The sequence below is a fragment of the Haloarcula pelagica genome, assembly GCF_030127105.1.
GTDB lineage: Archaea > Halobacteriota > Halobacteria > Halobacteriales > Haloarculaceae > Haloarcula > Haloarcula pelagica.
Genome location: NZ_CP126161.1, coordinates 1,099,796 through 1,112,548 on the forward strand (window position 1 = coordinate 1,099,796; position 12,753 = coordinate 1,112,548).

Sequence of the window (12,753 nt, forward strand, 5' to 3'; positions counted from 1 at the left end):
CTCTCTCGGCGACTACGATCTGTTCGAGTGAGCTGGCGAAACAAATACAGGTGCTAATATACAACGTATACGCATGACCACTACAATCCGAGTTTCCGATCAGATCAAGGATCGGCTCGAACGGCTGAAGCGCGACGACGAGACGTTTGATGAGTTACTTGATCGACTCAGCCGAGACGAGAAGGATATCGAAGCTATCGCTGGCAGTTTCGATAGGCCAGAAGACGAAGGGCTGGGCGAATCCGTCACCGAAACACACGAGGAATTGAACGAGTCGCTCGAAGAGCGAACAGAACGGTCTGAACAGTGATCGTACTCGACAACGACGTTGCGGTGAAACTTCTTCGAGAAGACGATCCAGGGGTGAAATCACATCTGAACCAGTACAGCAGTGAGGTATGGGCGATCCCGTCACTGGTTAGCTTCGAGTTCTTCCAGCACTACCACCGACTCGATGTCGCTTCTCAGACTCAACAGCAGCTTCTCAGAGTCTTTGACGAGATCCTTCCCTTCACCGATGATGTCGCAGTCGAGGCGTGGCGTCTCAATGATCAGCTTCTCTCACAGGAGATCATACTCGACAAACTCGACCTCCTGAATCTCGCCATCGCTCACGAAGCTGGAGCGACATTCGTCACTCACAACAGCAACGACTTCGACAAGACTCCGATCCACCAACTCACCGATATCGACGTTATCGTCTCCTGACCCCTGTCCGGTTCTGCCTCCAGTCGGGGGGCAGATACTCACCTGATTTGGACCAGATCGATCTCAATATTGGAAGTGATACGTTTTCTCCCCGGCGTTAGCAAACTCTTGTTCGAACACGAGCTGAAGGAGGGGATCAAGGAACTCCGCTCTTGTGTGGCTACCATACGGTTTGATGCCGAAATCGAGTTCCGGGTACAACATTAACAATACTTTGAAGTATTATACTTTGGAGTACGATTATCTAAAGTACGATATTCGCAGATAGGCTATGAAAACTTGACAGTCTTCGTCAACCGAACTGAAGAGCTCTCTCGGCTTCACGCTCTCTACGAGTCAGACGAAGCCGAGCACGCGAGCCGCCCGGCTGCGTCCTCAGAGTTTATTTGCACTTCGCACAGTCAAATAGGAGAGATACCGACCGAAACCACTGATTTCGTCCAGTCGAAGGGGTCAAAAAGTTCGATGGATTTTTAGCTCATAGAGTGTCAGAGACGAGTAGTGACTGATAGAGAGGGTATTGAGGCGTCGAGCTATCATTTCGATCGCCTCCCAGCCGATATATGGCTGGTTTTCGCTCTGACCGTGTTGCTCTGGATCGTCACGCTTGTCCCACTACTGAATGGGAGTCCGCTCAGAGTTGGCCTGGCGGTCTTCTATGCCCTGTTCGTTCCTGGTTACACACTTATCGCCACACTGTTCCCAGAACGTCCCCCCGCCGACGAGACACCTGTAGACGACGAAGGGACAGGGGATGAAAGCGGTATCGACGGCCTCGAACGGCTCGTCCTCTCGTTCGGAAGTTCGATCGCACTCGTCCCGCTTGTCGGATTGGGACTCAACTTCACGCCTTGGGGCCTCCGTTTGATCCCGATTCTGGTTGCACTCACTGCCGTAACTGTCGGGTTTGCGGGACTGGCATCTGTACGCCGGTCGCGCCTCGCCCCCGAACAGCAGTTCGATCCGAAGCCACTCACGCTCCTCAGAGAGAGTATGGTAGATCTTCGGGAACCGGATGATCAAGTCGAGCTAGTGATCAACATCGTCCTCGTTCTCAGTGTCTGTCTCGCAGCCGGAAGCGTTGTCTACGCCACTACATCCCCGGTCCCCGGTGAATCGTTCACCGAGTTTTACCTGTTACCCGAGAACGAATCTGGCGAACTCGTTGCCGAGGGATATCCAACGAACATGACTCACGGGCAACGACAATCGCTGGTCGTCGGCATTGGAAACAGCGAAGCTGACACAGTCCGGTATACCGTCGTCGCCGAACTCCAGCGTGCCACCGTCGAGGGAGACCAAGTAACAGTTGTCGACCGTAGGAAACTCGATCAGTTCTCCCGGCAGCTCGCTCCCAACGAGACTGTCCAGGTGCGCCGGACGATCACTCCCGAAGAGCTGGTCGGAGACCGATTGCGTCTTCAATTCCGGCTCTACCGAGGCCAGGCAGCCGCTGTCAACGAGAGCGAAGCTCCCTACCGTGAGCTCCATCTCTGGGTCAACGTTACCTCTACCCCGGAGGGCCAAAAAGCTGAAGCGATGGCAGTAAGTGGTGAGAATATAAAGACAACTTTCTTGCCGTACGGCACGCAGAGTATGCGTACTGAATAACTCCAGCGGGGACCCATATGTCATTAGATACTAGATCATCACAGGCGTCGGCGGATGTGTCGGTACAATCCGACGAGGTACTGGTGGGGCCGGAGTCGGATATTACACCGACGGTGAGCTTCGTAATGCCCACCATGAACGAAGAGGAGGGCATCGCCGAATGTATCAGTCGCGCTCGGAACGCGCTCTCGGAACTCGGACTGACTGGCGAGGTCATCATCAGTGACGCCTCCGATGACAGAACCCCCGAGATAGCTCGTGAGATGGGGGCGATCGTCGTCGAACCCGACAAGCCTGGCTACGGGTACGCATACCGCTACGCGTTCCGGCATACACGCGGAGAGTACCTTGTCATGGGCGATGCCGACACGACCTACGACTTCGAGGAGCTACCAAAGCTTCTCGCGCTTGTCCGTGACGAGGGAGCAGACATCGCCATGGGAAGTCGACTTGACGGAACGATCAGGCCAGGTGCGATGCCCTCGCTGCACCAGTACATCGGTAACCCACTGTTGACGAAGTTCCTGAACGTCTTCTACGACGCTGGCGTCTCGGATGCTCACTCGGGCTTTCGGGTGTTCACCCGGGAGGCCATAGATACCCTCGAACTGGATACTGACGGGATGGAGTTCGCTAGTGAGATGATTATGGATGCCGGTGCTAAGGACCTCGTGATCAAGGAAGAACCGATCACGTACCACCCCCGAGAGGGCGAGGCGAAACTTGACAGCTTCCAAGATGGCTGGCGCCACGTGAAGTTCATGCTCGTCAACGCGCCTGGATACTTGTTCTCTATCCCTGGGTTGGTCATGGGTGTGTTGGGCGTGTCGATCATGGCGCTTGCATACACCGGGACCGCGATTCTGGGCCAACCCTTTGGCATCCACTCGCTAATCGCCGGGAGTCTGCTGACGATCCTTGGCTACCATGTCGGAAGTTTCGGGCTGCTGGCGGGATCTATCTCGAACCCCATCCGTCGCCCGGATGACCCGATCACGAACTGGGTCCGTGAGCACTTCACGCTGGAGCGGGGTGCGACTTTGGGTGCGGCGCTGTTCCTGCTCGGGTCAGGGATAGCGACGTACCTGATCTGGCAGTGGTTCGAGAGCGGCTTCACTGATCTCCCGCTGGTATCGGCCGATATCGTCGCATTCACGATGATCGTCCTGGGTATCCAAACAGTGTTCGGGTCGTTCTTCGCAAGTATCGTGTCGAAATCTTGATTTTTTGTTAGCCATCGATTGCATCGCCGTACCGGTCAAGTGCTTCCTTAGCAACCGTATCCCAATCGAATCTCCGTGCCCGGTCCACTGGCTCGGTCGCCGGTTGGTAGCCTGAGAGCGCACGTTCGAGTCCCGCACGGACGCCCTCTGTGGTGGGATCAACTAAGAGGCCTGCGTCGCCAATGACCTCGTCAACTGCCGATTCGGGGTGATCAGCCGCGACAACCGTACATCCGGCAGCCATCGCTTCGACGGCCGTGATACCGAACCCCTCTCTGGTTGACGGTGAGGCGAAAACTCTCGCAGCCTGCATCTGTGCCAGCACGTCGTCGTGGTCCTCGACAAAGCCGAGGAAGTCGATCCGGTCGCTCGCGTCGAGGCTTTGCGCGAGTCGAGTCAAGCGGTCGGCCTCCGGGCCGTCGCCGATTACGCCGAGGGTGAGATCGTACTCCGGAGCAACTCTATCGAACGCCCGTAAAAGGAGGTTAACCCGCTTGTCCTCAATCAGCCGGCCGACGAACAACACGTCATACCCAGGTTCTGCCGGATCGACGCCCCGGACGAAGTCGTAGTCGATCCCATTGGGGACGACTGAGATACTCTTACGGCTTGGGCCGATACGCGCGAGTCTGTCGGCCGTGTTCTCGGAGACAGCGATAGGATGCTGGGGGACAGCCGCCGTGAGTCGTTCTACTGTCTTTCCGCCGAAAGCGAGACGCCCCAGATAGTCGTTCCAGTAGTCGAGCCATACCTCGTGCCACGTCGTAATCAGCGGTGTGTCGGTTCGCAGGCGAGCGAGGGCGGCAGAGAAGACCGGAAAGTACGGAAAGGTGGATGCGACAAAGGCGTCATGTTCGTCGTGGTTCCGTCGGAGTGGGCGGAGAGTGTCGATGGCGAATTCGATCGCCTCTGGGATTGACCGGCGATCGTCAGTGTAGAGATCACGTCTGTCGCTGACCGCTCTGAGTGTCATACCTTCCAGTGTCGTCTCTCGTGGACCGTCCCAGTAGTGGCGACCGTAAACCGTCACGTCGTGACCCTCACGCGCGAGACGGCGACCGATCTCGTAGATTCGTTTCTCGGCCCCGCCAGTGACGTACGGGTAGACGACGTTGGAGACGAACGCGATACGCACTGTCGGAATACGGACCGGCATAGGGTAATTGTGTTTCGGTGTCGCTGTCATGAGAACCCGAAGCATCTAACTCCGAGGGCTGGGTGATACCGAATAATGGACGGCTACAGGAACGTCGTACTACTAACTGTCGACGCTCTCAGGGCGGACCATCTCTCCTGTTATAGCTACGGGCGGGAGACCTCGCCCGCGTTGGATACACTCGCCAAGGAGGGCCTTCGATTCCAGCGTGCTTACAGCCAGAGTTCCCACACGCGGGAGGCAGTGCCGGCGATGCTGACCGGGCGCGATCCCGACGAGGCTGTCGACGAGCAATATCTCCTCTCTGCTGATACAGTAGCGAGTCGGCTGGCAGATACTGGTATCGCTACAGCCGGCTTCCACTCAAACCCCTTCGTTTCGCGTGCCTACGGATTCGATCGGGACTTCGATGTCTTCGATGACGATCTCCACCTCGGCCAGCACAAACTTCTCGCGTTGGCCCAACGCGCCCTCGACAAACTCCGGAACCGCCACTACGCACGTGCAGATCGGATCAACGAACGGGCGTTCGACTGGCTAGACAGCCGGGATTCAAACCGGTTCTTCCTCTGGAGCCACTACATGGACGTACACGGTCCGTACGAGCCACCAGAACCGTACCGCAGTCGGTTCGGCGATCCACAGCTGAGTGACCGAGACGCACAGCGGCTGTATAAGCGAGCCATCGACGATCCCGATTCGATTACCGCCGACGAACAACAGGCGCTGATTGACCTGTACGACGGCGAAATTGCCTACGTGGACGACCAGATTCGCCGGTTCATAAACGGCTTACGAGAGCGGAACCTGTGGGATGAGACGCTCGTTCTGGTCTCGGCGGATCACGGCGATGCCTTTGGCGAACACGGCTACTACGAACATCCGCGCTACCTCCACGAGGAGTTGACGCGCGTGCCGTTGCTCGTGCTTGGGGAGGCAGTCGAGGCGGGGTCACCGTCGATTCCCGCGAGTACGGCTGATCTGGTGCCGACAATACTGGACGCACTGGGTTTCGACGCCAGTGGTCTCAACGGCGAGCCATTTGGGGAACTCGTCGGTTCGGTAGAAGGTTGGTCAGATCGGACAGTGTTTTCACAGGCTCGTGGAGAGGGGGACGACGACGGTCTCAGGCGGTTCGCTGTCCGCGACCGGGACGGCGAGTGTTTCCTCGAACGCGAACTTTCGACCGGGGAGATACGATCGGAAGACACGAGCGACGGAGACCGTGATCTGCTGACCGTACTGCGGGAATACAGCCGCGACCGCATCGACTTCGGGGACGCGACAGCCGATGCGAGCGAAACCGAAGCGGTGTCAGACCGGCTGGAAGCGCTGGGGTACAAGGAATGAGTTGGGCTGAAGAGTGCGATATCAAGGGTTGGCGGTGAATAGGAGAACGAATGCACGTTGGAATTAACGGACGGGCGTTCGTGACCGACGAGCCGGGCGGCGCAGTGCAGACCGCGAAGTGTCTCACGCAGGAACTTATTCGGCGTCCTGACGTTGAGACGACCCTGTTCGGCCACCAGGCGCTCTCGGACGAGTTCGGCACGGATGTCGAAAGCAAGGGGTATCTCTCGCGGTCACAGTTCTTCGGAGTCGGGTGGGAGCGAACGGTACTCCCGCTTCTCGCCCGCCGACACGACATCGACATTCTGTTCTGTCCCAATGCCAACGCACCGCTTCACAGGACCCCCTACCCGGTTGTCACATATATCCACGACGTTGGTGCGATGCACGACTGGTCGTCGTCGGTACATGGTCTGTACCGAAAAACGACTGTTCCACGCGTCGCCGATGTGTCAGATCGTATCGTGACGGTCTCGGCGTTTTCGCGGGACGAGATCGTAGAGCAGTTGGGCGTTGATCCGGCTAGAGTCAATGTCGTCCACAATGGTATCAACAAGCGCTTTCTCAGCGATAAGCCCGGCGAACCTATTGAGGTTCCGGATCAGTTCGTACTCTACGTCGGAGCGTTGAACCCCCGGAAGAACGTCTCCGGACTCGTAGAAGCGTATCGGCGTGTTAGCGACGACTTTAATCACGAGCTCGTCCTGACAGGCCCACGGAACAAGGAACTGTTCGACTCGTTTGAAATCAGAGAGACAGACGACGTACATATGACGGGGTTCGTTTCACAAGAAGAACTGAAGTTTCTCTACGATGAGGCTGACGTGTTCGCATACCCCTCGTTCTACGAGGGATTTGGGCTGCCGCCGCTGGAGGCGGCGGCGTGTAAGACACCCGTGGTTACGTCCCGAACCGGCGCAATTCCAGATGTTCTCGGCAACGCGGCACGGTACGTTGATCCGAAAGACAGGGCAGACATTGGGTCCGCGCTTCTATGGGCTACGAGGAACCCGGCGGCAATGAAGAATACCACGGCAGCACGTCAGCGCGTTCAATCACTAACCTGGAAACACGCCGCTAAAGACCTGTATTCGGTTCTCAAAGAGGAGTCGCGGCAATAAACACCAACGCATATCAGTATATCTTATTTCCGTGCTACAGTGTAAATTATCTGTATAGAACGCTACTTCTCCAGATAGTGTCTAATCCGCATGATGATAAGCCCCCCAAATGACAGTATGCTGAAATGCATGGATCCGAAGGCTATGGGATCAACCCATGTCGGAAGTATCCAACTTGCAGTAAAATGATAATCAAGCCACACACGCTGTAGGCTTTCAACCGACGAAACCTGCTCAGTACTCGTATTAGTGTCAGAACCGCGGATTTCGTACATCGGTGGGCCCTGTGGCTCGTCACCTAAGCCAGCGATCTCTGCGTCGTAAGGCGCTTGCGCTATTTCAGTGGTATTGACTATTTCGCCGTCTGGAGTCACTTCGATCACTCGGTCGTTGCCGGTGTCCACGATCAAGGTATTCCCACTCGGAAGTCGGTCAGCGTCGCGCGGCCATCGTAACTCATTTTTATATATCCACGTCTGCTTCCACGACCCGTTTCTCCGGGTATACTCAACGATACGATCGTTACCACTGTCAGCAACAAGGACTGTCGGAGGAGAGTTCGACAGGAGTACGGGATTGTGTTGCTCATGAAGGGTCGAGTACTCGTCTTCAGCACCGAGCGTCCAGCGTGTCTCTTTAGTCTCCTTGTCGATCAACACCACGCGATCGAACTCGCGTGGACTCAGTAGCACGGCCGAACCGTTATCCACAACATCAACATCATTCAAATGAGTATAGTCGTTAGCGTAGCCGTCGCCGGCGTTCTTAGGAAAGTGGTCTACGAACCGATATTCCCAGACGATTTCGTCGCTCGTGGCGTTATAAATGTATACGAGATGCGAGTGGGTCTCTCTTGATTCGTTGATCCAACCCTGACGTTTCGCTTCTCGAAGCCACGCTTGCTCGGCACTATCGTGTAGTATCTTGTTAGCGACAATGTATCGCCCGTCGCCCAGATAGTCGATATCGTGCGTCTCCGGTGGAACGCTGAACTGTCTGTAGATTTCTCCAGTCGACCTGTTCAGGTGTGTCGCTTTCCAATTGTACGAGTCGCTTCCGTTGATCTGGAACGGTTTCTTTTCGCCTGTTTTCGAGACAAACAGTGTCTCGCCATCACCAAGTGGATCGACGTCGAAACACTTGTTCGGACAGTCGGTCCATTTCCAGATAATTCGATCAGACGATCGGTTGAACGAAAATATGCCCGCACCGAATTCGACTGAAGCACCTTGTGTCGAGACGAGCAGCGTCTGATTGGGCGGTACTGATGACTCCGTGGACTGAACCGCACTTTCGGCTGTGAGAGCCGCATTGGCAACTGGGAAAAACGAAACGATGAGAATGCCTACGAGGACCAACCGAATGGTACGATCATTCATGAATGAAGCCATCAACTCTCTTAACAAAAAAGACTCGAAACGAAAGTTACGGACCGAACATAACAATCGTCGGATCCAAACGATCCCTGGCAAATGTGCATCAGCCGCATCGGATGAAGAACGAGGAGACGTGGTTTTTACCACACGAAGCCAAGCCAACGACTGTTACACTGGCTCGCTCATGTAGGAATTTGCACTGACCTCCGGTGCCACCGGCAGACCGTGACACAGGCTTGAAATCCCTATGCCCCCCGTTAGTTTCAGAAACTAAGCATATCCCAAGTCCTCGAGTTGTTCTCGCACTGCATCGTTGACATCGGTTCCGGTGCGTTCCAGTTGCGTAGGAACGGTCCCACAGAAATCTTCTATCAGCTTCTGGTGGGCTTGAAAATCGATACTCTGGGTAGGTCGTTCGACGGACTGGTATCCGTATCCGTCTTCAAGATGCCAGACGCCGTACAGCGGTTCGTCATAGGTGTCGTACTGATCCGAAACGCCGTAGTTCTCCAACTGTGCTTCGATCCACTGCGGAAGTCCATGGAACTCGGTGAATTGTGGTTCTGGGTCAAGTGGCGACAACAGTGATCTTCCTCGTCCGTCAGTACGATTTGCGACTCCAAGCAACTCGGCAGCCGTCCGATGAACATCAAGCAAGCTTACGACCATCTCCGTGTTCTCTTCTGGAACGTCAGCACCCGAGATCACGAGCGGAACGTGAGTTAGTTCAGGAAACAGACCGTGAACGTGGTTCCAGTGGCCGTGATCACCGAGGAGTTCGCCATGATCTGCAACCGTAACGACATAGTCGACTGCGTCGGCTAGTTCGGTGAATATCTCTTCATAAACATCGGAAAGATACCGCACTGCGTCGTCGTACGCCTGCTGGGCGACCTGTTTATCTGGTGGGTCGTCAGCCCACCTGTCCACGAACACCGGATCGACCGTCTCATCAATGGTTTGGTACTCCGTAGGCGGCGTGTACGGCGAATGTGCTTCCATGAGGTTGACGAAAATAAACTCCTCATCATCGAAGGAGCTCCTACGGAGCTGGTCACGGATTGCACGCGCACCGGAGTCGTCCGAGTCGGTCCTGTCAAGCATAGACGCCTCGTAGCCCTTCTTCAGCGACTGGAGCGTCGGGCCATTGTGTTGGATCGCAGTCTTCAACGCCTCGAAATACCGCTTCGGTCCAGTTTCGTCGCAAGTGACCGCGAACTGGTCCCAGTCTACGAGGTGTGTTGAATCTGGTTGTTTAATCTCCCATGGGGACATCACGTCGTCGTACGGCTCGGTCCACCCCTCAAAATAGCCCATCTGTGGGTTCGCCGAGTAGAACCGCGACGTATGGTTGGTCGTCACTCCTCCGAGAGTCGGATAGTCGTTGCCGAGGTCGGTTGACCGTGCGTATGTCCCAACCTCGGAAGCGTACCGGCCGGTGAACAGACTGGCGTGGGTCGGAATCGTCCAGTTCGAAGTCGTGAGGCATTGCTCAAATCGGGTACCTGGAAGCCAGTTGAAGTGCTCCTCGAAATAGTCTTGACGGAGAGTATCAAGGACAACTATTGCAACGGAAGGCATATTATTTCACCGAGTGGAAGAAGATAATGATATTTACGGACTTTTTCATCACTCTTGATACAATGATACGACGGTAATTATGCTCACCGAATGCAGTGGACTATTATAAGCCTACTGCTTGTGTGTCTGTGTTGTTGGCTCTGAACCAGGTCGATACAAACATACTTTTATTCACCGGTGGCTCATTCGCATACGATTGAATGTCCGAAATCAGTTTTATAAACAGAGTATACCACCGTAGCAAACTCTTTTTGCGGAACGCTAACCTCTCATACCTCCGCTGGAAGCATGGAAATGAATATTACAGAGACGGAGTGGATATACTCTCTGCGGACTGGGATAACCTATTGCTGATGGACGCCTGCCGATACGATATGTTCGTTGAGCACGTTGACCTTCCGGGCATTCTATCTCGAAAAAAGTCCAAAGGATCGATGACAGCGCAGTTTTTGGCAGGTAATTTCAACGGTCGTGATGCAACCGATGTCGTCTATCTCACCGGAAACCCGATGTACCGGCGTATCGAAGCCAACTACGACTTCCAGTTTCATGCCGTAGTAGATGCGTGGCATGAGTGGGATGAAGAGAACTCAACTGTCCTCCCGGAAACGATGGTCAGAGAGGCACGTCGGGTGAGAGAGGAATACCCCAATAAGCGACTCCTTGTCCACTTTCTCCAGCCGCACTTCCCGTTCATCGGCTCCAAAACCAAGTTCGATAAGCAGATTCCAGACCCAAAGGAGGGCGACGAAGCGCAGTTCTGGGAGCAACTTCGCACAGGGAAGTTGTCACTCTCACCAGAAGAGGTCTGGAAGCCCTACAATAGAAATCTCCGACATCTCGTTCCGTCACTCGAAACACTAGTGAAAGAGCTTGACGGAAAAACAGTTGTCACATCCGATCACGGAAACATGGTAGGGGACCGGTCACGCCCAATTCCAGTCTCCGACTGGGGCCATCCACGCGGACTCTACACTCCGGAACTGATTGATGTTCCATGGCTGGTCTGTGACTCGGAAGACCGGCGAAAGGTGGTTGCCGAACCTCCGGAAGGGAATAGCGAGGTCAATGAAGATATAGTGCAGAATCGACTCCACAACCTCGGGTACACGGAGTAATGAGCGACGAAGTCGAGTCAGCACTACAGTCCACCGCACGGGGTGCGTCAATATTCACCATCGGTCGGATCACGAGTCAGCTTCTCGGGTTCGTGTTCAATGCGATACTAACGAACTACCTTGGCCCGATCGGCTACGGGATTATCACATATGCCGACACGGTCATGATGACGATACTTAACATCGCGGATCTTGGTGCTGACAAAGCACTATTACGTTTCTTACCGGATGACAATCCAGATGAGCGGGAAAATACGCTCGGTCTCGCTGGCCTTTCGGTTATTCTCGCAGGGGTCGGGTCTGGGGTTATTCTCTACGTGACCGCACCGGTCATTTCCTCATACACCATTGCGAACGATTCCTTCATTACCGTCCTCCGTGTGATGGCGTTCGTTCTTCCGTTCAGAGCACTCACGAAAATCGTTCAAAGCAGTTTCCGGGCACTTGAGCGACCTACGTACCAGTTAGGCATCTCAGAAGGATTGTTACCAGTCTCCCGGTTAGTCGCCGCAATGGTCTCTGTCGTGCTTGGTTTGGCCGTTGAGGGGATTGCTACCGCACTGCTGGTCTCTACAATTCTATTGTCTGCTGCCGCCCTGTCGTTATTTCTATCAAGGACTGAACTCCGACCACGTCCGGAAGCGTCTCGTGAACGTATTTCCCGCTTTTTTTCGTATTCGTTACCATTGACAGTCAATTCGGCCGGCTCGTACCTAGTCAACAATGTTGATCTGATAATGGTCGGGTTTCTTGGCCTTGGTAGTGCTGCAGTTGGGCAGTATCGTGCTGCTGCTCTGATGACGACCGCAGCGGCTCTCCCGCTCTCCGGCATCAATCAGATATTCCCAGCGCGGGCATCGCGATTGTTTGATCAAGGACAGAAAGAGGAGTTGGACTCGCTGTATAAAACCGTGACACGGTGGGCACTAACCGCTACGCTTCCAATCGCCGTCGGGTTGGTTGTGTTCCGGGCACCCCTTTTGTCAGTATTAGGAAGCGAGTTCGTCACTGCGCAGTTCGTACTTGCTGTGCTGTTAATTCGTCGTCTATCAGATGCGGGTGCTGGGCCATGTGGATACCTACTAATGATGACAGATCATGAACGCTTGGTGACAGCCAATAATGTCATTCTTGGGCTTTCAAACGTAGCTCTCAATTTCATATTAATCGCAGAATTCGGTGTGATCGGTGCTGCTGCTGCCACTGCGGCCTCAGTCACAGTATTTAATTTTATCAAGGTATTCGAGGTGTGGTGGTTTGAACGATTGGTTCCGTACTCAGGTGCCTTTTTAAAGCCATTGTTTGCAGGTTTGGTCTGCGGGGGAGTGATGATTCTGTTAGAAAGATTGTTGTTATTGGTTGGCCTTGATATCGGCATGATTCGTGCTTTTGTAGGAGGTATTGTTGGTGTGTGTGCATACCTTATCATATTATATGCACTAGGAGTGGATGAAAAGGATAAGAAATTGGTTGAGAATTTATATGTATAGATGGATTGGCGATATGGGT

General features: G+C 54.5%; 11 protein-coding genes. 8 read left to right on the top strand and 3 right to left on the bottom strand.

Translation table 11 applies throughout. The features are described from left to right. Positions 1 to 73 precede the first annotated feature (73 nt). From P1L40_RS05905 to P1L40_RS05920, 4 genes are all read left to right on the top strand, one after another. On the top strand, positions 74 to 310 hold the full coding sequence (locus P1L40_RS05905) for a DUF7557 family protein (RefSeq protein ID WP_284010402.1): 237 nt from the start codon (positions 74 to 76) through the stop codon (positions 308 to 310). Next, positions 307 to 708, top strand: coding sequence for a type II toxin-antitoxin system VapC family toxin (locus P1L40_RS05910; RefSeq protein ID WP_284010403.1), 402 nt, complete (start codon positions 307 to 309; stop codon positions 706 to 708). Before P1L40_RS05905 ends, P1L40_RS05910 begins: the two co-directional genes overlap by 4 nt. A 501-nt stretch (positions 709 to 1,209) precedes the next feature. Further along, the gene (locus P1L40_RS05915; RefSeq protein WP_284010404.1) at positions 1,210 to 2,319 is read left to right on the top strand and encodes a DUF1616 domain-containing protein; all 1,110 of its coding nucleotides are present in this window, start codon (positions 1,210 to 1,212) and stop codon (positions 2,317 to 2,319) included. Positions 2,320 to 2,453: 134 nt separating this feature from the next. Then, positions 2,454 to 3,542 carry a glycosyltransferase family 2 protein gene (locus tag P1L40_RS05920; protein ID WP_284010405.1) on the top strand — a complete coding sequence of 363 codons (1,089 nt, stop codon included), beginning with the start codon at positions 2,454 to 2,456 and terminating at the stop codon, positions 3,540 to 3,542. Between the two features lie 7 nt (positions 3,543 to 3,549). Here the strand turns inward: P1L40_RS05920 and P1L40_RS05925 are convergent, their stop codons facing one another. After that, a complete protein-coding gene (locus P1L40_RS05925) occupies positions 3,550 to 4,677 on the bottom strand; it encodes a glycosyltransferase family 4 protein (RefSeq protein ID WP_284010406.1) in 1,128 nt (375 codons plus the stop codon). Between the two features lie 96 nt (positions 4,678 to 4,773). Between P1L40_RS05925 and P1L40_RS05930 the strand changes: the two genes are divergently transcribed. Together P1L40_RS05930 and P1L40_RS05935 are read left to right on the top strand one after the other, a co-directional pair. Then, positions 4,774 to 6,048, top strand: a complete 1,275-nt coding sequence (locus P1L40_RS05930) for a sulfatase (RefSeq protein ID WP_284010407.1) — start codon at positions 4,774 to 4,776, stop codon at positions 6,046 to 6,048. Between the two features lie 80 nt (positions 6,049 to 6,128). Further along, complete coding sequence (locus P1L40_RS05935; protein ID WP_284010408.1) at positions 6,129 to 7,169, top strand: glycosyltransferase family 4 protein; 1,041 nt, start codon at positions 6,129 to 6,131, stop codon at positions 7,167 to 7,169. 62 nt (positions 7,170 to 7,231) lie between these two features. Here the strand turns inward: P1L40_RS05935 and P1L40_RS05940 are convergent, their stop codons facing one another. After that, positions 7,232 to 8,548: an aryl-sulfate sulfotransferase gene (locus P1L40_RS05940; protein WP_284010409.1), complete on the bottom strand. Its 1,317-nt coding sequence runs from the start codon at positions 8,546 to 8,548 to the stop codon at positions 7,232 to 7,234. 267 nt (positions 8,549 to 8,815) lie between these two features. Next, entirely contained in the window at positions 8,816 to 10,126 is a 1,311-nt protein-coding gene (locus P1L40_RS05945; protein ID WP_284010410.1) for a sulfatase-like hydrolase/transferase, read from the bottom strand. A gap of 200 nt (positions 10,127 to 10,326) precedes the next feature. Here P1L40_RS05945 and P1L40_RS05950 point away from each other — a divergent pair, with 200 nt between their 5' ends. Then, the gene (locus tag P1L40_RS05950) at positions 10,327 to 11,244 is read left to right on the top strand and encodes a hypothetical protein (RefSeq protein ID WP_284010411.1); all 918 of its coding nucleotides are present in this window, start codon (positions 10,327 to 10,329) and stop codon (positions 11,242 to 11,244) included. Beyond that, complete coding sequence (locus P1L40_RS05955; protein WP_284010412.1) at positions 11,244 to 12,734, top strand: oligosaccharide flippase family protein; 1,491 nt, start codon at positions 11,244 to 11,246, stop codon at positions 12,732 to 12,734. The genes P1L40_RS05950 and P1L40_RS05955 overlap by 1 nt, the downstream gene beginning before the upstream one ends. Positions 12,735 to 12,753 lie beyond the last annotated feature (19 nt).